This is a genomic window from Leucobacter sp. HNU (assembly GCF_047946755.1).
Classification (GTDB): Bacteria; Actinomycetota; Actinomycetes; order Actinomycetales; family Microbacteriaceae; genus Leucobacter.
Window position 1 is genome coordinate 1404747 of the sequence record NZ_CP178837.1, and the last position, 19694, is coordinate 1424440.

Annotated in this window: 22 protein-coding genes; 14 read left to right on the forward strand and 8 right to left on the reverse strand. The window is 69.6% G+C overall.

All coding sequences use genetic code 11. From position 1 onward, the window contains the following. Window positions 1-50 precede the first annotated feature (50 nt). The 10 genes from AB3K78_RS06930 (at window position 51) to AB3K78_RS06975 (ending at window position 9796) form a co-directional block, all read left to right on the forward strand. Entirely contained in the window at window positions 51-929 is an 879-nt protein-coding gene (locus tag AB3K78_RS06930) for a hypothetical protein (protein WP_416447037.1), read from the forward strand. After that, complete coding sequence (locus AB3K78_RS06935) at window positions 916-2019, forward strand: ParB N-terminal domain-containing protein (RefSeq protein ID WP_416447038.1); 1104 nt, start codon at window positions 916-918, stop codon at window positions 2017-2019. Before AB3K78_RS06930 ends, AB3K78_RS06935 begins: the two co-directional genes overlap by 14 nt. Window positions 2020-2114: 95 nt before the next feature. After that, the gene (locus AB3K78_RS06940; protein WP_416447039.1) at window positions 2115-2777 is read left to right on the forward strand and encodes a hypothetical protein; all 663 of its coding nucleotides are present in this window, start codon (window positions 2115-2117) and stop codon (window positions 2775-2777) included. 13 nt (window positions 2778-2790) lie between these two features. After that, a complete protein-coding gene (locus AB3K78_RS06945; RefSeq protein ID WP_416447319.1) occupies window positions 2791-3963 on the forward strand; it encodes a M23 family metallopeptidase in 1173 nt (390 codons plus the stop codon). Further along, complete coding sequence (locus AB3K78_RS06950) at window positions 3960-4226, forward strand: DUF6112 family protein (RefSeq protein ID WP_416447040.1); 267 nt, start codon at window positions 3960-3962, stop codon at window positions 4224-4226. Before AB3K78_RS06945 ends, AB3K78_RS06950 begins: the two co-directional genes overlap by 4 nt. A 156-nt stretch (window positions 4227-4382) precedes the next feature. After that, entirely contained in the window at window positions 4383-4655 is a 273-nt protein-coding gene (locus tag AB3K78_RS06955) for a DUF6112 family protein (RefSeq protein ID WP_416447041.1), read from the forward strand. 16 nt (window positions 4656-4671) lie between these two features. Beyond that, on the forward strand, window positions 4672-5964 hold the full coding sequence (locus tag AB3K78_RS06960; RefSeq protein ID WP_416447042.1) for a conjugal transfer protein TrbL: 1293 nt from the start codon (window positions 4672-4674) through the stop codon (window positions 5962-5964). 4 nt (window positions 5965-5968) lie between these two features. Further along, window positions 5969-7432 carry an SCO6880 family protein gene (locus AB3K78_RS06965; protein ID WP_416447043.1) on the forward strand — a complete coding sequence of 488 codons (1464 nt, stop codon included), beginning with the start codon at window positions 5969-5971 and terminating at the stop codon, window positions 7430-7432. 34 nt (window positions 7433-7466) lie between these two features. Then, window positions 7467-8315 carry a hypothetical protein gene (locus tag AB3K78_RS06970; RefSeq protein ID WP_416447044.1) on the forward strand — a complete coding sequence of 283 codons (849 nt, stop codon included), beginning with the start codon at window positions 7467-7469 and terminating at the stop codon, window positions 8313-8315. Continuing rightward, window positions 8312-9796 carry an ATP-binding protein gene (locus AB3K78_RS06975; protein ID WP_416447045.1) on the forward strand — a complete coding sequence of 495 codons (1485 nt, stop codon included), beginning with the start codon at window positions 8312-8314 and terminating at the stop codon, window positions 9794-9796. The genes AB3K78_RS06970 and AB3K78_RS06975 overlap by 4 nt, the downstream gene beginning before the upstream one ends. Before the next feature lie 13 nt (window positions 9797-9809). Here the strand turns inward: AB3K78_RS06975 and AB3K78_RS06980 are convergent, their stop codons facing one another. Both AB3K78_RS06980 and AB3K78_RS06985 read right to left on the reverse strand, forming a co-directional pair. Continuing rightward, entirely contained in the window at window positions 9810-10493 is a 684-nt protein-coding gene (locus AB3K78_RS06980) for a GNAT family N-acetyltransferase (RefSeq protein WP_416447046.1), read from the reverse strand. Continuing rightward, on the reverse strand, window positions 10430-10783 hold the full coding sequence (locus AB3K78_RS06985) for an ArsR/SmtB family transcription factor (RefSeq protein WP_416447047.1): 354 nt from the start codon (window positions 10781-10783) through the stop codon (window positions 10430-10432). The genes AB3K78_RS06980 and AB3K78_RS06985 overlap by 64 nt, the downstream gene beginning before the upstream one ends. 86 nt (window positions 10784-10869) lie before the next feature. Between AB3K78_RS06985 and AB3K78_RS06990 the strand changes: the two genes are divergently transcribed. Genes AB3K78_RS06990 through AB3K78_RS07005 form a run of 4 tightly spaced genes read left to right on the forward strand, consistent with a single transcriptional unit; the run spans window position 10870 to window position 14809 of the window. Next, on the forward strand, window positions 10870-12192 hold the full coding sequence (locus AB3K78_RS06990) for an NAD(P)-binding domain-containing protein (RefSeq protein WP_416447048.1): 1323 nt from the start codon (window positions 10870-10872) through the stop codon (window positions 12190-12192). A gap of 36 nt (window positions 12193-12228) precedes the next feature. After that, window positions 12229-12588, forward strand: coding sequence for a Cd(II)/Pb(II)-sensing metalloregulatory transcriptional regulator CmtR (gene cmtR / locus AB3K78_RS06995; RefSeq protein WP_416447049.1), 360 nt, complete (start codon window positions 12229-12231; stop codon window positions 12586-12588). Continuing rightward, complete coding sequence (locus AB3K78_RS07000) at window positions 12585-14504, forward strand: heavy metal translocating P-type ATPase (protein WP_416447050.1); 1920 nt, start codon at window positions 12585-12587, stop codon at window positions 14502-14504. The genes cmtR and AB3K78_RS07000 overlap by 4 nt, the downstream gene beginning before the upstream one ends. Next, a complete protein-coding gene (locus tag AB3K78_RS07005) occupies window positions 14501-14809 on the forward strand; it encodes a hypothetical protein (protein WP_130109623.1) in 309 nt (102 codons plus the stop codon). The genes AB3K78_RS07000 and AB3K78_RS07005 overlap by 4 nt, the downstream gene beginning before the upstream one ends. A 196-nt stretch (window positions 14810-15005) precedes the next feature. Here the strand turns inward: AB3K78_RS07005 and AB3K78_RS07010 are convergent, their stop codons facing one another. The 6 genes from AB3K78_RS07010 to trxB form a co-directional block, all read right to left on the reverse strand. Continuing rightward, window positions 15006-15494: a hypothetical protein gene (locus AB3K78_RS07010; protein WP_416447051.1), complete on the reverse strand. Its 489-nt coding sequence runs from the start codon at window positions 15492-15494 to the stop codon at window positions 15006-15008. Window positions 15495-15579: 85 nt separating this feature from the next. Beyond that, window positions 15580-15987, reverse strand: coding sequence for an arsenate reductase ArsC (locus AB3K78_RS07015; RefSeq protein WP_416447052.1), 408 nt, complete (start codon window positions 15985-15987; stop codon window positions 15580-15582). Between the two features lie 11 nt (window positions 15988-15998). Further along, entirely contained in the window at window positions 15999-17009 is a 1011-nt protein-coding gene (locus tag AB3K78_RS07020) for a metalloregulator ArsR/SmtB family transcription factor (RefSeq protein ID WP_416447053.1), read from the reverse strand. Next, window positions 17006-18112 (reverse strand): ACR3 family arsenite efflux transporter, encoded by a 1107-nt coding sequence (arsB, locus tag AB3K78_RS07025; protein WP_416447054.1) that lies wholly within the window; start codon window positions 18110-18112, stop codon window positions 17006-17008. The genes AB3K78_RS07020 and arsB overlap by 4 nt, the downstream gene beginning before the upstream one ends. Next, a complete protein-coding gene (gene trxA / locus AB3K78_RS07030; RefSeq protein ID WP_416447055.1) occupies window positions 18097-18435 on the reverse strand; it encodes a thioredoxin in 339 nt (112 codons plus the stop codon). The genes arsB and trxA overlap by 16 nt, the downstream gene beginning before the upstream one ends. Continuing rightward, window positions 18432-19406 carry a thioredoxin-disulfide reductase gene (gene trxB, locus AB3K78_RS07035; protein WP_416447056.1) on the reverse strand — a complete coding sequence of 325 codons (975 nt, stop codon included), beginning with the start codon at window positions 19404-19406 and terminating at the stop codon, window positions 18432-18434. Before trxB ends, trxA begins: the two co-directional genes overlap by 4 nt. Window positions 19407-19694: the final 288 nt, after the last annotated feature.

The window sequence follows — 19694 nt, forward strand, 5'->3', positions numbered from 1 at the left end:
CCGGCCTCAGGCACGCGGGGCGCACCTGCCGTGTAGGAGGTGCCGTCACCATGAACCAGACCCGCACGAAGAGCACCCCTGCCGCACGCCCTGAACGGGATGCGCAGTGGGGGTTCGAGCATTCCGAAGGGCTCCGCGTCCTGCTGATCCGCCTGCACGAAGAGGGCCGGTGGGCGTGGCGGCACGACCCCGAAGTCGCAGCCCTGATGCGGCACGCGGCAGACAAGTACGCGGCGCTTGCGCGCCGGCACGGCCTCGACCCGTGGGAGGCGGCAGCGGCGGCGTTCGACGCGATGCGCACCGGCGCCGTGCGGCGCGCCGATGACCCGTGGGCCGTGATCACCCGCGCCGTGAAAGTGACCTGCATCGCCGAGGAACGCGCGAACGGGCTGCTGTGCTCCGTGCACCAGGCGAGGCGGCCGAAGTTCTCCGCCCACCACGACGCGGAACGCTTCAGCGATCGGGAGAACCCGCTGACCGACTACCACCACAGCCTCACGATCCCCGCCCCCGACATCATCGAGGAACCCGAGACTGATGAGACCTCCGCCCGGGTGGGGCAGGCCGTCGAGGACGCGGTCGCGCTGTTCCATCTGCTGGGCTGGCCGGTCGAGGCCGCGCGGGGCGGGATCGAGTACATTGTGACCCGGCTCGCGGAGTCGGCGTCGCGTGGGTCGGCGTTCGAGTCGCTGCGCCGCGACTACCACGCTCGCGCCCTCCTCGACATCCCCGCCGCCTCCTGGTTGTCCATGTTGCGGGTGGTGCTGGGGACGCCGGACCCGAACCAGGCGCACACCAGCGCCGCCCGCGGCATCCTGCATCGCCTGGTCACCGGCGAACCCCTCCGCGCGCTCCTCGCCGACGACCGGGTGCTGTCGGAGGTGGTGCTGTCCGCCCCGGACGGGGGTGGCTGCCATGGCTGCCAGTAGTCCGGGGCATATCGAGCTGGAACGCGCCCTCGACTCCATCACCGTCGGAAAGCGCCACCGCATCGACCTCGGCGACATTCCGGCGCTTGCCGAGTCCATCCGTGCGGAGGGCCTGTTGCAGCCGATCACCGTCACACCGGACGGGGTGCTCGTCTGCGGGCGCCGCCGGCTCGAAGCGCTGCGCCTGCTCGGGCAGCGTTCCACGAACGTGTGGGTGCGGTCGAATCTCTCCGGCCGCCTCTCCCAGCTCCTCGCGGAGCAGAACGACAACTCGCTGCACAAGCCCCTCTCCCTGATCGAAGCCGAATCCCTGTACCGGGAACTCAAGGTCGTGCTCGCCGAAGACGCCGCCCGCCGGCAGGCCGCAACACGGTTCGGCGCGGAGGGCGGGGTTCCGCAGGATTCTGCGGGAGTCCACGGTGCCGCCGATTCGGCGGCACCGGACTCGGCGGGTGACGCGCGGGCGCAGGCGGCGAGGATGGTTACCGGCCGCAAGTCGTATTCGATGCTCGAAGAAGTCGGCCGCCTGAAAGACCTGGCCAGCGACGAGCGGCGGCCCGCGCACATCCGGGCGCAGGCCGCGGAGGAGGTCGCGCGGATCGAGGCCGGCGGGAAAGTGCACGGCGCGCACCTGCGCATGAACACCGCCCTCTCCCTGGACGAGCTCGACCGGATCGCCGCCGACCCCTCCCAGCCTGACCCCGTGCGGATGCAAGCCGCCGCCTCCGCCGAGGAGGTGCGGGCCGCAGCCGCCCGGGAGACGCGAGCGGCGGAGCTTGCGCAGCTCGCCGCTGCTGCGATCGCCCGGATCACCACCGAGGGCCGCAAGAAGGGCAAGAAGCCGGTACGGCCGGTGGAGCGTCCGACGCTGACGCTCGTGGTGCTGCCGCCGCGCGCGTTCGTTGCGCTCTGGGCCGACATGGACGGCTGGACCCAGAAATACGACCCGGCCGGCCTCGCCGCGGAGCTGACTGGGGCGGAGTGGGAGCGCGCCGAAGCCGTGCTCGCCGAGACCATCGCGTTCTTCGCCCTCATCCGCGCCGCCCGCGAGAACGCTGCGGCGGGCAGCACGGAGGCGCAGGCCGTCTGAACCCGCCCGCCTGTCGCCGGCGGTTCCTGGCCGCCGGCTGTGCGTGTGCACCTTCTGGGTACCGAACTCGCCCGTTCGCCGGAAGGAACCCTCGTATGCGTCAGACCACCGAGCCGGAGCAGGCGTCGCGCCGCCTGCGCATCGCCCTCATCGGCGGCGGCCTCGTCCTCGCCCTGCTCCTCGGCGCCGGCATCTATGGCCTGCTGCGCGGCCCCGCCCCCGCACCATCACCCGGCCCCCGTGTTTCGGCGTCCGAGACGCCTGGTTCTGACCGGGAGCTCTCGCCGCGCGAGCTCCCGGCTGTCTCAGATGCCGAACGGTTCGCGCGTGATGTGGCGGAGGGGCTGTTCGCGTGGGATACCGGCCTCGGCTACAGCACGCAGGAGTACATGCAGGCGATCGTCGATGTCGCGGACCCGGACGAGGCGCCAGGACTTGCCGCGGACCTCCGCGCCTACTTCCCAGACGATGCCGCTTGGGCCGAACTGCGTAACTATGCGACCCGGCAATGGCTCACCATCGACACGATCGCCGTGCCCGAGAGCTGGGCGGGCGTCGTCGCCAACGCCCGCCCCGGCACGCTCCCGCCGGGTGCGACCGCGTACACGGTCACGGGCACCCGGCACCGGGCCGGCGCCTGGGAAGGGCAGAACGTTACCGATGTGCGCCCGGTGTCGTTCACGATCTTCGCCGCCTGCCCGGGCGGCGAGGATTGCCGGCTGCTGCGGTTCTCCGCTCTCGACACCCCGCTCCGATAACGGCGGTGCGGTGATGGTGAAGAAGGTGGTCGTCCTGCTGCTGGTGTTGTTCTGCGTTGGACCGTCGACCGCGCTGGTCGGCTTGGGAGCGTTCATGGGGCCGTTAGGGTTCTGCCTCACTGATTCACTGACGGTCGGCCCGATCCCGGACCGTCTCACTGCGACCACTGCCGACGGCACCCCGGTCGTACTCGAGAAGCGGCAGCTCACCCACGCGGCGACGATCATCACCACCGGGGCGAGCATCCCCGGCGTCGGCCAGGCCGGGGTGCGCATCGCGCTCATGGCGGCGCTCACCGAGTCCCGGCTGCGGATGCTCGCCAACACCGGCGCCTACCCCGAATCCGGGAACTATCCGAACGACGGCGACGCCGCAGACCACGACTCTCTCGGCTTGTTCCAGATGCGGCCTGCCGCGGGCTGGGGCACGGTCGCCGAGCTCATGAACCCGGCCTATCAGGCGAAGGCGTTCTACGGTGGCGAGCAGGGCCCGAACTTCCCCTCACCGCGGGGCCTGCTCGACATTCCCGGCTGGCAACACATGGACCCAGGCTCCGCCGCGCAGGCCGTCGAAGTCAGCGCGTTCCCGGATCGGTACCGGAACTGGCAGCCGGTCGCCGACGCGATCCTCACCGCCCTCACCAAGCCCGCCCCCAGCGGCGGCGGAACCGGTGGTGGGGTGGTGCCGGAGACCAGCCGTGTCGTGTTCCCGCTGCCCGAGGGCTCGTACACGAGCACGGACAGTTTCGGGTGGCGCACCGACCCGTTCACCGGGGAGCAGCAGTTCCACTCCGGCTCCGATCTCGCCGCCACCTCCGGCACCCCGATCTACGCGGTCGCCGACGGCCGCGTGACCGTCGCGGAGTTCAGCGCCGGATGGGGCGGCCTCATCGTCATCGAACACACCGTCGGCGGCGCCCGAGTCGCGTCCTATTACGCGCACATGTGGCAGGACGGCATCTACGTCACCAGCGGGGAGACGGTCGCGGCCGGGCAGCACATCGGCGATGTCGGCTCCTCCGGCCGCTCGACCGGCCCGCACCTGCATGTCGAGATCCGCCCTGGCGGGCAGGGTCAGCCGCCGGTGAACGCCGTCGAGTGGCTGGCGCAGCACGGTGCGGTCCCGAGTGACGGTACGACGGGCGCGCCGGGATGCCGGGCGAACGTGGGAGGTGGTGCCCGGTGAACGTGTTTCCCGACTTCGGTGCGGTCGGCGCATCCGGGGAGTTCGCGGCGGTGATCGGCGCGCTCCTCACCTACGTCCTCATCGGCGCCGTGCTCACCCTCCTCGTCTCCGCGACCATCTGGGCGATCGCCGCCCACGCCGGCAACCCCTACACGGCGCAGAAGGCCCGCATCGGCGTGTCCGTCGCTCTCGGCACCGCAGCCCTCGCCGGCGCCGGCATCGCCTGGGCCAACTTCCTCCTCACCATCGGCGACCACATCTAGGCCCGGAGCGGGCCGTTTCCTCACCTGTGGTTCGTTCCGCGCCGGAACGCGCGGCTGCGGCTGATCCAGGCGGGCACCAGTCGCTGGTGATCCGCGTGTGCACCTGCTTGTCGGACGGATCGCGTCCGCTTCACCGACCGGCAGGAGTGCTCAACCATGATCGATATCGACCCGAACAGCAACGGGCTTCCGGGGATCGCACAACTGCGCGACATCGTCGGCGCGGTGATGACCATCGGCCTCATCCTCTCCGTGTTGGCGCTCATCGTGTCCGCGATCGTCTGGGGCTTCGGCGCGAACAGCAGCAACCCGCACCTCGCGAGCAGGGGAAAGACGGGCGTGCTCGTGTCGTGCGGGGCGGCGGTGCTGTGCGGGGCGGCGGTGACGCTCATCAACTTCTTCTGGACCGTCGGCCAGGCCGTCAACTAACCGGTGGTGGTTCAGGGTGAGTATCTGCGACATCCCCGGCGTCTCCACCGTCTGCACCGCGATCGGCGAGGGCCCCGCCGGCCTGTTCTTCGGATGGATCGCCTCCGCGATGGGGCTCGCCGTGTCCACCCTGTTCCAGGGCATGTGGGACGTGTTCTCCACCACCACCTCGGTCGACGTCACCTCCGACGGATACGTGAAGGTCTACAACATCCTGTTCGGCATCGCCGTATTCGTGACCCTCCTGTTCTTCTGCTTCCAGCTCATCACCGGCCTCGCCCGCCGCGACCCGTCCGCGCTCACCCGAGCCGCGCTCGGGGTCGCGAAATCGGTACTCGGCTCGTTCGTGCTCATCACCTGCACCGCGCTGCTGCTCGAAATCACCGATCAGCTCTGCGTCGGCATCATCCAGGCCACCGGGCAGACCATCGAGAGCATGGGCGACCGGCTCGCGCTCCTCATCGCCGCCGTCACCATCACCTCGGTGGCGGGCGGGGCGGGGGCGCTGCTCACGATCTTCCTCGCCGGGCTCATGATCGCTGCGATCTTCATCCTCTGGTTCTCCCTCCTCATCAGAAAGGCCCTGCTGCTGGTCGCGATCGTGTTCGGCCCGGTCGCGCTCGCCGGCCTCACCTGGGAAGCGTCCCGCGGCTGGTTCGGGAAGTGGGCGACGTTCGTCGTCGCGATGATCGTCTCCAAACTGGTCGTCGTCGTGATCTTCCTGATCGCCACCACCCAGGTCGCCGCCCCCATCAGCATCGACCTGAAATCCCTGTCCGAACCCATCGCCGGGATCGTGCTGCTGTTCGTCGCGAGCTTTGCCCCGTACCTGGCGTACAAGTTCCTGAGCTTCGTGGGCTTCGACATGTATCAGGCGTCCTCGATGGAGCAGGAAGCGAAGAACGCCCTCAACCGGCCCGTCCCGCTCCCGTCGAAGCCGACCGGCCCCGCCCCGAAGCAGGTGCTCGACAGCGGCGACAGCAGTGCGCACGCCCAGGCTCCGTCGTCTGCCACAGTCCCCACCACGGAGGCTGGCACCGGGGCTGCCGCCGGAGAAGGCGCAGCCGGGGCAACCGCCGCCGCACCGCCCGTCGCCGCCGCTGTCGTCGCCGGGATCGTGGTGAAAGAGACCGCGACCGCGGGCCCGAAGATCGGCGCGACGATCGGCGAAGCCGCAGACTCACATGCCGGCAGTGCGTCCGAGCCGGCGGCCCCGCCGCCCGGGCCGCCGGTGCAGCAGCCGGCTGCGGTGCTTCCGCCGCCATCGCCGCCGCGAACCGATCCGCCCGCCCCGACCGGGAAGCAGTAACCCCATGAGCGCGAAGACTTCCGAAGCATCGTTCGAGCTGCGTTCGGTGCAGTTCTCCCGCCTCACCAAGCGCGGCTTGCTCCTCGGCCTCTCCCTGCCACAGCTGATCGTCCTCGCCGCCGCGCTCGGCATCATCGTCACGGGCCTCTACACCGGCGGCGGCCAGGGCCTTGCCTGGTCGTCGCCGGCGTGGGCGGCCCTGGTCGCGATCGCGTGGGTGCCTGTCGGCGGGAGGAAGCTGATCGAGTGGGCGCCGATCGTCACCCGCTGGCTCCTCCGCACCCGCGCGAAGCAAACCGCCTACCGGCGCAGGGTCGTGAAACCGCGCCCGGCGGGTACGCTCGCGCTCCCCGGCGACCTCGCCGCGCTCCGGGAATGGGTAGACCCCGAGACGGGGGCGGCCATGATCCACGACCCGCACGCGCAGACCCTCACCGTCGTGTGCGGGGTGGCGCATCCGGCGTTCGTGCTCCTCGACCCCGGCGAGCAGCAGCGCCGCGTCACCGGCTGGGGTCGCGTCCTTGCGGCCGCGTGCCGGTCCGGGAGGATCGCCCGCATCCAGGTGCAAGAGCGCACCCTGCCCGATTCCGGGTCGGGGCTGACCGAGTGGTGGCGCGAGCACGGGAAGGATGACGGCTCCTGGGCGGCGAACACGTACCGGGAGCTCATCGAGCGAGCGGGCCCCGCCGGGGAACGCCACGCCACCACGGTGTCACTCTCCCTCGACATGCGAGCCGCTGCCCGGCAGATCCGTTCCGCGGGTGGCGGCATGAAAGGGGCGGCGGCAGTGCTCGGGCAGGAGATGCAGTCGTTCCAGACCGCGCTGCGCTCCGCCGAGCTGCAGATGACGGGATGGCTCACCCCTGGGGATGTCGCCCTGATCCTCCGCACCGCCTACGACCCCGCCGCCGGCCCCGCCCTCGAACGGCACGGCGCTCTCGGCCGGGAGCTCGCGACCGCGGGCCCTGTCGCGGTGAACGAGGCCTGGGACCGGCTGCGCTCCGACAGCGCACATCACGCGGTGCTGTGGATCAGCGAATGGCCAAGAGCCCAGACGTTTCCTGGGTTCCTCGCCCCGCTGATCCTGACCGGCGGGGTGTTGCGGTCCCTGTCGCTGCACTACCTGCCGGTGCGGGCGGATCAGGCCGCCAGGGATTTGCGGCGGAAGAAGACGGAGATGGTCGCCGACGCCGCCCAGCGCCGAAAGATCGGGCAGGTCGAAGACACCCAGGCCACCGCCGAGTACGGTGACGTGCTGCAGCAAGAGAGCGAGCTGACCGCCGGGCACGGGGTCCTCCGAGTCGTCGGCCTCGTCTCCGTCTCCGCACCTACCGCAGGAGAACTCGACGCGGCAGTGTCGCAAATCGAGCAGGCCGCGATCCAGGCGTCCTGCGAAACGAGGCGCCTGGTCGGCCAGCAGGCGCAAGCGTTCACCGCGGCCGGGCTCCCGCTCTGCCGCCCCATCTGACATACGAATCAACTTCACGATTGGAGCCCCGATCATGCCGACCTTCACCGATCCCGTCACAGACGCCGCGGAAGCGTATGAGGCGATGCGGGCGCTCGCGCACGCCAGCCGCACCTTCGACCGGCCGGAGGACATGTACGGGGTGCTCGGCGATCTCCTCGGCAGCGTCCGCTCCCTCGAACAAGTCCTCACCCAGATCGCCACCGTCCACGAGAACATGCGCGACCGTGCCGCCGACGACGCCGGCGACCGCGCCACGGGCGTCCGCGATGCGCTCGCGACCGCCGGGGAGCTTCGGCAGGCGGCAGCGCTGATCGGTGAGGCGGAGCGACGCCTCGACGCGGCATCCGCGGCGGCGGGCAGGATCGCCTGGCACCCCGCCGCCGAAATGCCGGAAGTCGGGCATCTGATCAACGTGGTCTTCCTGCAAGGCGGCGAAGCCGACTGGCTCCTCGACCTCATCGACCAGGGCGGCGCCGATGCCGTGATCCAGGAGCTCGCGGGCTACGACTATGGCGACGAGACCGTGGATGCTGCGCTCGAGAACGGGTACGTCTACGACGCGCCCCCGCAAGGCCTCCTCGACCGCACCGCACAGCTCGACGCCTACACGCTGGTCTACAACCAGGATCACCGGCACCTCGCCCTCTACCGGCACATGGATGCCTTCCCGTCCCCGGTGCTCCTCGGCCTCGAAGACCCCCGCCACGCCGCCACCGCCGAATCGCCGTCGGCGACCGCCGCCCCTTCTGGGGTGCGGGCGGGGCCGACCCTCGCACGAGAAGCAACGGCGCGGGAGCAGTCGCGGCGAGAACGCCTCGGCACCCCGAACATCCACCGTCAGCAGCCCGGCAGGCAGGCCGGGCGAGGGCTCGGCCGATGAGCGACGACACCGACCCCGGGCGCCTGCATACCTCGGTGCTCGTCGGTCCCGAAGGCGAACTCCGCCGGCACCGGAAAGCCCGCGCCCAGGCCGCCGCCCGCATCCACGCCGAAGCCCGCGCCGAAACCGCGGCCAGAGTTCGGGCGGAGGCGGCAGCAGTACGCGAAGCCCGCCGCCAGACCCGGTACCTGCCTCGTGCCGGGGAGGAGGGGCCGGCGGCGTTGCGCACGCCGGGCCGGTTCCGGCTCCCGCGCCACCAGGACACCAGCGCGACGCTGTCGGGGCATTACCCGTTTCTCGCTGAAGGCGGGCTCGGCTCGGCCGGCACCTTCATCGGGCAAGACCTCTACTCGGGCGGCAGCTTCGTGTACGACCCGTGGGAGCTGTACCGGCAAGGGGTCATCACCGCACCGAACATCATCCTTGCCGGAATCGTCGGCAGCGGAAAGTCCTCGCTCGCGAAAGCGCTCTACACGCGTGCACTCCCGTTCGGGCGCCGCGTCTACGTCCCCGGCGACCCCAAAGGCGAGCACACTGCGGTCGCCCGCGCCGTCGGGGGCCGTGCGATCGTCCTCGGCCCTTCGCTTCCGACACGTTTGAATCCGCTCGATGAGGGCTACCGGGCCCCTGGTCTCCCGGACGCCGATTGGGCGGCGCAGGTTGCTGCGCGGCGGCGCGATCTCATCGGGGCGCTCACCGAAACGGTGCTCGATCGTCGGCTCACCCCGGTCGAGCACACCGCGATCGACTTCGCCCTCGCCGATGCCGTCCGATCAGCGGAAGTGCCGATCCTGCCGATGGTCGTTGAACGCATCCTCTCGCCCTCGACCGCGGACGATCCCGACGGGCGGCTCACGGAGGACGGCCGCATGGTCGGGCACGCGCTGCGCCGACTCGTGGCCGGTGACCTTTCCGGTCTCTTCGATGGTCCCTCGACCGAGAAGTTCGACCCAACCCTGCCGATGCTCTCCCTCGACCTCTCCCGGGTGGCGGAGAACTCGGCGCTACTCGCGGTGCTGATGACGTGCTCAGCGGCGTGGATGGAGGCCGCGCTTCAAGATCCATCGGGCGGGCAACGATTTGTGGTCTATGACGAGGCCTGGCGGCTCATGTCCTACCCGGCGCTCCTCGCCCGGATGGATGCGCAATGGCGGCTCGCCCGCCACTACGGCATCAGCAACCTGCTCATCTTCCACAAACTCACCGACCTGGAGAACGTCGGCGACCAAGGCTCCCGAATGCGGGCGCTCGCGTCGTCGCTGCTCGCGAACGCCGAAACGCGGATCGTATACCGGCAAGAGAGTGATCAGCTCGGCGTCACCGCGCAGACCCTCGGACTCACCGGCACCGAACGATCACTCCTCCCAGGCCTCGGCATCGGGCAGGGGCTGTGGAAGATCAAGGACCGCAGCTTCGTCGTGCAGCACCAGCTGCACCCCGCCGAACTTGAACTGTTCGACACTCGGGCTCGGATGCTCTAGGTTCCCCGTAAGTTCAGGATTTCTGAAGGCGATTCGACATGAAGATGCGGGTCGACAGGCCGCTGGAGTGCGTGTGAGGGTGCATGTTCGCGGAAGATGCACCCTTACCTCCTGCTGCTGCAGGGGCCGCTGTGGTGCGGCGTTCCACGAGGAGGGTGTCGCGCCAGCGTCCGGCATATGGCCCGGCCTCCATGCGGGCGATGCGTTCTCTCCGTCCGACGACGCGGAACCCGGCCCGCTCATGGAGGCGCAGGCTCGCGGTGTTCTCGGGGAAGATCGACGATTGGACCGTCCAGACCCCGGCCTGATCCGCGAGATCGAGGAACGCGGTCAGGAGAGCCGAGCCGACCCTATGCCCCGCAGCATCCGGGTGGACGTAGATCGAGTGCTCAACGACGCCCGCATAGACGGCCCGCGCCGAGACGGGTGAGGCTGCAGCCCACCCGAGAACCCGGTCTTCGGAGCCAACAGCGACGAGGCTGAGTTCCGGGCGTTTGCCGGTGGCGAATGCGGCCCAGGTTTCGGGTGGAGCGGTTTCGAAGGTGGCGTGCCCGGTGTCGATTCCGGCCCGGTAGATGTTCTCGACCTCGGGCCAGTCAGCCTTGACCATCGGCCGGAAGTGGAGCGACTCCATCAGGCCGTGAACGCTCGGGCTGCGTCGGCGAGGGTGCCGGTCGTGGGCTGGTAGTACGCCCATTTGCCGCGCTGTTCACGGGTGACGAGTCCGGCCTCGACGAGGAGCTTCATGTGGTGCGACACGGTCGGCTGCGACAGCCCGACGGGTTCGGTGAGATCGCACACGCACATCTCCCCGCTTGCGCTCGCGGTGATCAGCGAGAACAGCTTGATCCGGTTCGGATCTCCGAGCGCTTTGAACACCTTCGCGAGCTGCTGCGCGGTCGCATCGTCGACCATCGCGTCGGCCGCGGGGGCGCAGCACGACGCTTGCTCGGGCGTTGCGTCGATCGTCGCGGGGAGAGCAGCCATGCCTCCATTCTGCCTTACGTATTGACAGATGTCGATGCGTTCGGCAGGCTTGTCACATCGAAGAACATCAATGCATGGAGGTTGATATGGATTCCGTCGTCGTCATCGGCGCGGGCCCGCAGGGACTCGCGGCGGCCGCGCACCTGCTCGAGCGCGGCCTGAACCCGCTCATCCTGGAAGCCGGCACTGGGCCGGCCTCGGCGGTGGCCGAATGGGGGCACGTGCGGCTGTTCTCGCCGTGGACGGAGCTCACCGATGCGGCGTCGCGACGCCTGCTGGAACCCACCGGCTGGATGGCGCCCACTCAGGGGTATCCGACCGGCGCGCAGTGGATCGAGCAGTACCTCGCGCCGCTCGCGGAGACCCTCGGTCATCGCATCCGGTATGGGGCGCGGGTGATCGGCGTGGGGCGCAAGGGCCGCGATCTCTCGGTTGATGCGGGACGCGCTGAGCAGCCCTTCATCGTGCACGTCGAGCCCGCGGACAGCAGCGAGGAGCGGATCGAAGCACGCGCCGTGATCGACGCCTCGGGCACCTGGCGGACGCCCAGTCCCGCCGGCGCCGACGGGCTTCCCGCCCTCGGCGAGCGTGCAGCGATCGAGGCAGGCCTCATGGAGCACCGCATGCCCGCGATCGAGGATGCCAGTGCGCTGGCGGGTCAGCATGTCGTGGTGGTCGGCAACGGGCACTCAGCGGCGACCACGATCGGGATCCTGTCCAGGGTGGCCAAGCGCGAACCCGGAACACGGATCAGCTGGGTGCTGCGCCGCGGCACGGTCGGCAACACCTTCGGCGGCGGCAGCGCCGACGAACTGCCCGAGCGCGGCGCGCTGGGCCAGCGCGCGAAGAAGGCCGTCGAAGACGGCCTCGTGGACCTCGTCACCGGGTTCCGCACTGAACAGGTCGTCATCGACGGCGGCCAGGCAGTACTGGTTGCAGAGGACGGCCGACAGCTCGCGCCTGCGGCGCGGGTGTTCGTCGCCACAGGGTTCCGCCCCGACCTATCCTTCCTCTCCGAGATCCGTCTCGACCTCGACATGCGCCTGCAGGCCCCGACGCGCATCGCCGCGGAGGTCGACCCAAACGTGCACTCCTGCGGCTCCGTCCGGGCCACCGGCGCGGCCGACCTCGAGCAGCCCGAGCCGGGGTTCTACATCGTGGGCGCGAAGTCCTACGGACGCGCGCCGACCTTCCTCGCCCTGACCGGCTTCGAGCAGGTACGCAGCGTCGTCGCCGCGATCGCCGGAGACCGCGAAGCCGCCGAGCGCGTGGAGCTCGCCCTGCCCGACACGGGCGTGTGCGGAGGCTCCGGCCTCTTCGACGCGCCCGACGAGCAGTCCGCGGCCGGGCCCTGCTGCGCGCCTGCGCCGCAGCTCATCCAGCTGGGGGCACCACCCCTGGTCCGCTGATACCCAAATAGTCAGCATTCGCTGTATGATCAGTGAATGCTGACCATTGCTTCACGCCTCGACGTCATGAACCGGCTCGGCCGGGCCATGGCGGACCCGACGCGCTCCCGGATTCTGATGACCCTGCTCGACGGGCCGAGCTACCCGGCCGTGCTCTCGCGCGAGCTGGAACTGACCCGCTCGAACGTGTCGAACCACCTGACATGCCTGCGCGACTGCGGGATCGTGGTCGCGGAGCCAGAGGGGCGGCAGACGCGTTACGAGATCACGGACCCGCACCTGGCGGCGGCGCTGACCGCTTTGGTGGACGTGACGCTCGCGGTGGACGAGCACGCGCCTTGCATGGATGCCCAGTGCACCGTGCCGGGCTGCTGCGGGACGGGAGCAGGCGCATGAGCACTGCGTGCGGCTGCGAGCACGACGAGCCCGAGACCGCGGACGCCGAAGAAGCCGAGGAGGCGGAGCGCCCTTGGTGGCGGGACCGCGGGATCATGGTCCCAGTCTTCTCCGGCACCGCCTTCCTGACCGGCCTGGTCCTGGAGTGGTCCGGGCTCGAGATCCCGGCGCTGGTGGCGTTCTGGATCGGTTTGCTGCTGGGGGCGTCAACGTTCACGCCGGGCGCGATCCGGAAGCTGTTCACGGGCAAGCTCGGCATCGGCCTGCTGATGACGATCAGCGCGGTCGGCGCGGTGATCCTCGGCTATGTCGAGGAAGCCGCAGCTTTGGCGTTCCTCTACTCGATCGCCGAGGCGCTGGAGGACAAGGCGATGGACCGCGCCCGCGGCGGGCTGCGGGCATTGCTCAAGCTCGTCCCCGAGACTGCGACCATCCGCCACGACGGAACAGCCGTCGAAGTCCCGGCGAAGGATCTCCATGTAGGTCAGCTGATGCTGGTGCGGCCGGGCGAGCGGATCGCGACCGACGGGATCGTCCGCACGGGGCGCTCCAGCCTGGACACCTCCGCGATCACCGGGGAGTCGATCCCGGTCGAGGTCGAGCCCGGCGACGCCGTGTCGGCGGGTGCCATCAACACCGCCGGGGCGCTGGAGGTCGAGACGACCGCGGCGGGCACCGACAACTCGCTGACCACGATCGTCGAGCTCGTGGAGCAGGCGCAGGCCGAGAAGGGCGACCGCGCCCGCCTCGCCGACCGCATCGCCCGGCCATTGGTGCCCGGCGTGCTGATCCTCGCCGCGCTCGTGGCAACCCTCGGGTCGCTGCTCGGCGACCCGGAGCTGTGGATCACCCGCGCCCTCGTGGTGCTGGTGGCGGCGTCGCCCTGCGCGCTGGCGATCTCCGTGCCACTGACAGTGGTCGCCGCGATCGGGTCGGCGAGCAAGTTCGGCGTGATCATCAAGTCCGGGGCCGTGTTCGAACGATTCGGCGTGATCCGCCACGTCGCCGTCGACAAGACCGGCACCCTGACCCGCAACGAGCCCGCCGTCACCGCCGTCCTCACCGCCGACGGGATCACCGAGGCGCGGGCGCTTGCCTGGGCGGCCGCGCTGGAGCAGCACAGCACCCACCCGCTCGCGGCCGCGATTACCGCGGCCGCTCCAGATGCCCCTGCGGCCGAGGGCGTGGCGGAGCAGGCCGGGCACGGCATCGAGGGCAAGCTCGACGGCGCGCGGATCACGGTCGGCAGTCCCCGCTGGCTGGACGCCGGGTCGCTCGGCGACCAGGTGGCAGGCCTGGAAGAGCAGGGCTTGACGGTCGTGATCGTCCACCGCGACGACGTCCCGGTTGCCGCGATCGGCGTCCGCGACGAGCTGCGCCCCGAGGTCCCCGAGGTCGTGCGCACCCTCGCGACCCAGGGCATCGGGATGACGATGCTCACCGGCGACAACGCCCGCACCGCACGTGCCCTCGCTGCGGAGGCCGGGATCGAGGACGTCCGCGCCGAGCTGCGCCCCGAGGACAAGGCCACCGCGATCAGCGAACTCGGTAAGAAGAACGGCTCGGTCGCGATGATCGGCGACGGCATCAACGACGCCCCCGCCCTGGCCGCCGCAGACATCGGCATCGCGATGGGCGCGACCGGCTCCGATGCCGCAATCGAGTCGGCCGACGTGGCGTTCACCGGCCATGACCTGCGGCTGCTGCCGCGCGCGTTCGACCACGCCCGTCGGGGGCGGCACATCATCAACCAGAACATCATCCTGTCGCTGCTGATCATCACCGCCCTGCTCCCGCTCGCCCTGTTCGGCGTCCTGGGGCTCGCAGCGGTGGTCCTGGTGCACGAGATCGCCGAGGTCGTCGTCATCCTCAACGGCCTGCGCGCCGCCCGGACTCGGAAGGAGCCGACCGCATGAAGGTCGAACTGCTGCACATCGTCGACTGCCCGAACACAGCTGTCGCTGAGGAGCACGCGCGCGCCGCCCTGGACGCTCTCGGGCTCGCGGACGTGCCCGTCGAGCTGGTGACGATTCGAACCGAGGCCGAGGCGGCGGATGCTCCGTTCGGAGGCTCGCCCACGATCCTCGTCGACGGCGTCGACCTGTTCCCCACGGCCCCGGTTCGCTCGCTCGCGTGCCGGGTCTACGCGACAGGAAGCGGGTACGCCGGAGCGCCCACGCAGGAGCAGATCGAAGCAGCGCTGCGAGGTGCATCCCGGTAGAGCGAGAACGACCGGTGACGCGATCACTGGGTCACACCTCACGGCAAAGCGGTGTTCGCCGCGTGGATCGAGAACCCTGACACGCGCTGGAGGGGCCAGAAGTCGCCGAGCGGGTCGACCTCGTGCACCCCAGACACGGGCGTGTGCAGCGGCAGTAGGCAGCTGAACGCAGCCTTTAAGGCCCTGATTGCGGAACTTAGCGGTTTCGGCGACGTCGATACTTGATCGAGGCGCGCGTGATGAACGGTGCACCGACCAGGGCGGGAATGATCCAGAAGCTCGATTGAGGCAGGATCTGCCAGAGCGGGAGATGGGGCCCGTTGTCGACATAGAACGCGGTGAGCATCAGCACGAACGACACGCTCATGGCCACAATGTGCGGCACGTCTCCCGCTCGGCGCTTCCGCCGGAACCAGAACCCGTAGCCGGCGGCAAGCACCGCTCCACCGCCGAGCAGCACCAACGGGAGATCCATCGGCCATCGAAAGGGTGCGAGCCCGCAGGCCGTCAGGAAGACGGCCAACAGGGCGCCCATGTAGCTCTTACCTGCTAGCCCATGCCGTGGACCCGACTTCCTCGCGAACATGGCGCAGACGCCCGAGACGATCGCGAGGAGCGCCGCGAGGACGTGGGTTGCGAGCAGGACCAGGAAGAACGGCGTCGTCGATGCGAGATCGAGCCCCAAGAACTGGACTGAACCTTCCATAGGCGACCTCCCGCTCGCTGCAGGTGGGTTCCAATCCTATGCCCGGACCGGAACCCGAGGAGACTCAGGCCAGGAGTTCAGCGAGGAGGGTCTCGATGCGGGCCTTGATGTCGTCGCGGATGGGCCTCACAGCGTCGATGCCCTGACCCGCGGGGTCGTCGAGCTTCCAGTCCTCGTAGTGCTTGCCCGGGAAGAACGGGCACGCGTCCCCGCAGCCCATGGTGATCACGACGTCAGAATCCTGTACCGCTTCGGCGGTAAGGACCTTCGGAGCCTCGGCGGTGATGTCGATGCCCTCCTCGCGCATGGCCTCGACCGCGATCGGATTGATCTGGTCGGCGGGCATGGACCCGGCCGAGCGGACCTCGACGCGGTCGCCGGCGAGGTGGCGGAGGTAGCCGGCGGCCATCTGGGAGCGGCCGGCGTTGTGGACGCAGACGAACAGGACGGAGGGCTTCTGGGTTTCGGTCATGACGGGCTCCTTCAAGCCTTGCTGGTGAGAGTGGCGAGGAGGCCGCGGACGCGGCCCTCGATGTCGTTGCGGATCGCGTCGACCCCGTCCGGGGATGCGAGGGCCGGGTCGCCGACGGCCCAGTCTTCGTAGCGGACGCCGGGGATGATCGGGCAGACGTCGCCGCAGCCCATGGTGATCACCACATCGGCCGCGCGCACGGCGTCGTCCGTGAGGGGCTTCGGGAACGCCGTCTCGGCCTCCTGCGCACCCTCGATCTCGGTGAGCAGAGAGCGCACGTGCGGGTGCACGTCCGAGGCAGGGGTGGAGCCTGCTGAGCGGGCGATGACGCGGCCGTCGGCGAGCAGGTTGACGATGGCTGCGGCGAGTTGGGAGCGGCCCGCGTTCTGTACGCACACGAACAGCACCTGCGGCACCCCGGACGAGCGATCCCGGGTCAGATCGGCCAGGCGCTGCCGGGCGAACCGCTCGGTCAGTGGGATCATGTGTGCAGTCAGCTTCGCCGAGCGGACCAGGCCGGCGTAGGACTCGCGGACGATCGCGATCACGAGATCCCGGTTCAGCCCGGTCAGCTCGTCCGCGAGCTCCTCCGCGAGGCGGGTCACCCGGGCGTCCATCTGTTGCAAGGCCTCGGCCCGTGCTGCGGTGTCTTCGGGTTCGTCCGTTGCGGCAGCGGCGGGAGCGAACGCGTCGAGGAGGGCTGCGACGGCGCGCTGCTTGCCCGGGGCGATGCGGTAGTACACCCAGGTGCCGCGTCGCTCGGACAGCAGCATCCCGGTCTCCTTCAACACCCTCAGGTGGTGGGAAACGGTGGGTTGGGACACGTCGGCGAGTTCGGCGAGATCGCACACGCAGGACTCGCCCCGCGGGTCGGTCGCGATCGCGGAGAGCATTCGCAGCCGCAGCGGGTCAGCGAGCGCTTTCAATGCTCCGGCCACGGTGGTCGCGGCCTCGGTCCCGATGGCGTGCGCCGTGGACGGTGCGCACGCGTCGGCGTCGGAGATGACGGTGGTGTCGGTCATGACGTCCTCGATTCGGTCGCGGTGGCTGTTTCGGTGGCGTAGGGGTCGGTGTGGAACCAGGCTCGCGCAGCCCAGAGCGAGACGTAGACCAGGCCCACGAGCACGGGCACTTCAATGAGGGGGCCGACGACCCCGGCCAAGGCCTGGCCGGATGCCGCGCCGAAGGTGCCGATCGCGACCGCGATGGCGAGCTCGAAGTTATTGCCCGCGGCGGTGAACGCGAGCGTCGTGGAGCGCGCGTAGCCCAGCCCGAGTGCCTTGCCCAGCAGGATGCCGGCGAACCACATCAGCGCGAAGTAGACCAGCAGCGGCAGCGCGATGCGGGCGACGTCCATCGGGTGGGAGGTGACTTGCTCACCTTGCAGGGCGAACAGCAGCACGATGGTGAACAGCAGCCCGTAGAGCGCCCACGGTCCGATCTTGGGGAGGAACTTCTCTTCGTACCAGTCGCGCCCCTTGCGCTTCTCGCCGATGAAGCGGGAAGCGAAGCCCGCGATGAGCGGGATACCGAGGAACACGAGCACGTTCAGTGCGATCTGCCAGACCGAGATCTTCAGCCCTTGCGTATCGAGTCCGAGCCAGCTCGGCAGCACGGTCAGGTAGAACCAGCCCAGGAGGGCGAACGCGACGACCTGGAACACGGAGTTGATCGCGACCAGCACCGCGGTCGCTTCCCGGTCTCCGCACGCGAGATCGTTCCAGATCACGACCATCGCGATGCAGCGGGCGAGCCCGACGATGATCAGCCCGGTCCGGTACTCGGGCAGATCCGGCAGGAAGATCCAGGCGAGAGCGAACATGACCGCGGGCCCCACGAGCCAGTTCAGCACGAGCGAGGAGACGAGGAGCTTCTTGTCGCCGGTGACGGCGGCGACCTTGTCGTAGCGGACCTTCGCGAGCACCGGGTACATCATCACCAGCAGGCCCAGCCCGATCGGGATCGAGATCCCGCCGACCTCCATGGCTGAGAGCGCGTCCGAGAGTGTGGGCACGAAACGGCCGAGCAGGAGGCCCGCGACCATGGCAAGGCCGATCCACAGCGGCAGCCACTTGTCGAGAATGGGGAGCCGTTTCGGGACGGTGCGGGTCAGGGTGTCGGCCATGCGATCAGCTCCTCGATCTTCGCAATGTAGACGGGCTTCGGGTGCGCGCCGATCAGCACGTCCACACGTTCCCCGTTCCGGTAGAACCCGAGGGTCGGGATCGAGGTCACGCCGGTCCCGGTCACGGTCTCGGGGTTCTGGTCGGCGTCGACCTTCACGATCCTCACCCGGCCCGCGTACTCGCCGGCGAGCTGGTCCAGGATCGGGGCGATCGCCCTGCACGGGCCGCACCAAGTCGCCCAGATATCGACCACGACAGGCAGCTCGGACTCGAGCACCTCCGCCCGGAAAGTAGCGTCGGTGACAGGGATGACGGTGCTCATGCGGAGACCTCCAGAACAGGCTCGGACACGGGGGTGGGTGTGAGGTTAGACAGGTAGTGCTGGGCGTCCTGCGCGGCCGCACAACCGGTGCCTGCGGCGGTGATCGCCTGCCGGTACGTGTGATCGACGAGATCCCCCGCCGCGAACACCCCGGCCAAGTTCGTCCGCGTCGACGGGTGCGCGACCCGCACATAACCGTCCGCGTCGGTGTCAACCTGCCCGGTCACGAGCTCGGAACGCGGGTCGTGCCCGATCGCGACGAACACCCCCGTCGCGTCGAGCGTGCGCTCGGCCCCGGTGATCGTGTCGCGCAGCGTGAGCCCGGTCACCTGCTCATCGCCGAGGATCGCGGCGACCTCGCTGTTCCAGGCGACCTCGATCTTCGGATCGTCCAGCACGCGCTGCGCCATGATCCTCGACGCCCGGAACTCGTCGCGGCGGTGCACCACGGTCACCTTCGATGCGAACCGGGTGAGGAACAGCGCCTCCTCCATTGCGGAGTCCCCGCCGCCAACAACGACGATCTCCTGCTCCCTGAAGAAGAACCCGTCGCAGGTCGCGCACCAGGACACACCGTGCCCCGACAGCCGTCCTTCCTCGGGGAGGCCGAGCTTGCGGTACGCTGATCCCATCGTCAGGATCACCGCCCGCGCCCGGTAGATGGTGCCGGCGCCGGTCTCGATAGTCTTCACGTCGCCGTCGAGTTCGAGGCGGGTCGCGTCGTCGTAGACGATCTCGGCGCCGAACCGCTCAGCCTGCGCCCGCATCGAGTCCATCAGCTCAGGCCCCTGCACGCCATCGACGAAGCCCGGGAAGTTCTCCACCTCGGTCGTCGTCATCAGCGCACCGCCCGCGGTCACCGAGCCCGCGATCACGACCGGCGCGAGACCCGCACGCGCCGCGTAGACCGCGGCGGTATACCCCGCTGGACCGGACCCGACGATAACCAGTTCGACTTCCTGAATAGACATGTATCTATATTGACGCGCATCGAAGCAGGCGGCAACTCTGCGCGGCGCACCTGGGCGGGCGTTTGCCGAATGTTCACTTTCCAGGAGACTCGCCCCTGCTCATGAGTTCGCACGCGCAGGGGCGAGTTCCGGTTGCCCTTCTCTCGGACTTCGATGTCGTCGGTCTAACTCTTCCATCGGGCGTCAGAGACAAGAATCAAGCGCGAGCTTCCCTCAGCTAATGGGGGCGGCGCGCACCTGGCTGGTGGCTGCCGTCAATCCTGGCGGCGGCGTTCCACCGTTCAGTCA

Excerpts from the sequence above, each read along its gene's own strand:
- AB3K78_RS06930 (WP_416447037.1), top strand. The coding sequence starts at position 51 with ATGAACCAGACCCGCACGAAGAGCACCCCTGCCGCACGCCCTGAACGG.
- AB3K78_RS06935 (WP_416447038.1), top strand. The coding sequence starts at position 916 with ATGGCTGCCAGTAGTCCGGGGCATATCGAGCTGGAACGCGCCCTCGAC.
- AB3K78_RS06940 (WP_416447039.1), top strand. The coding sequence starts at position 2,115 with ATGCGTCAGACCACCGAGCCGGAGCAGGCGTCGCGCCGCCTGCGCATC.
- AB3K78_RS06945 (WP_416447319.1), top strand. The coding sequence starts at position 2,791 with ATGGTGAAGAAGGTGGTCGTCCTGCTGCTGGTGTTGTTCTGCGTTGGA.
- AB3K78_RS06955 (WP_416447041.1), top strand. The coding sequence starts at position 4,383 with ATGATCGATATCGACCCGAACAGCAACGGGCTTCCGGGGATCGCACAA.
- AB3K78_RS06965 (WP_416447043.1), top strand. The coding sequence starts at position 5,969 with ATGAGCGCGAAGACTTCCGAAGCATCGTTCGAGCTGCGTTCGGTGCAG.
- AB3K78_RS06970 (WP_416447044.1), top strand. The coding sequence starts at position 7,467 with ATGCCGACCTTCACCGATCCCGTCACAGACGCCGCGGAAGCGTATGAG.
- AB3K78_RS06975 (WP_416447045.1), top strand. The coding sequence starts at position 8,312 with ATGAGCGACGACACCGACCCCGGGCGCCTGCATACCTCGGTGCTCGTC.
- AB3K78_RS06980 (WP_416447046.1), bottom strand. The coding sequence starts at position 10,493 with ATGGGCGTACTACCAGCCCACGACCGGCACCCTCGCCGACGCAGCCCG.
- AB3K78_RS06985 (WP_416447047.1), bottom strand. The coding sequence starts at position 10,783 with ATGGCTGCTCTCCCCGCGACGATCGACGCAACGCCCGAGCAAGCGTCG.
- AB3K78_RS06990 (WP_416447048.1), top strand. The coding sequence starts at position 10,870 with ATGGATTCCGTCGTCGTCATCGGCGCGGGCCCGCAGGGACTCGCGGCG.
- cmtR (WP_416447049.1), top strand. The coding sequence starts at position 12,229 with ATGCTGACCATTGCTTCACGCCTCGACGTCATGAACCGGCTCGGCCGG.
- AB3K78_RS07000 (WP_416447050.1), top strand. The coding sequence starts at position 12,585 with ATGAGCACTGCGTGCGGCTGCGAGCACGACGAGCCCGAGACCGCGGAC.
- AB3K78_RS07005 (WP_130109623.1), top strand. The coding sequence starts at position 14,501 with ATGAAGGTCGAACTGCTGCACATCGTCGACTGCCCGAACACAGCTGTC.
- AB3K78_RS07015 (WP_416447052.1), bottom strand. The coding sequence starts at position 15,987 with ATGACCGAAACCCAGAAGCCCTCCGTCCTGTTCGTCTGCGTCCACAAC.
- AB3K78_RS07020 (WP_416447053.1), bottom strand. The coding sequence starts at position 17,009 with ATGACCGACACCACCGTCATCTCCGACGCCGACGCGTGCGCACCGTCC.
- arsB (WP_416447054.1), bottom strand. The coding sequence starts at position 18,112 with ATGGCCGACACCCTGACCCGCACCGTCCCGAAACGGCTCCCCATTCTC.
- trxA (WP_416447055.1), bottom strand. The coding sequence starts at position 18,435 with ATGAGCACCGTCATCCCTGTCACCGACGCTACTTTCCGGGCGGAGGTG.
- trxB (WP_416447056.1), bottom strand. The coding sequence starts at position 19,406 with ATGTCTATTCAGGAAGTCGAACTGGTTATCGTCGGGTCCGGTCCAGCG.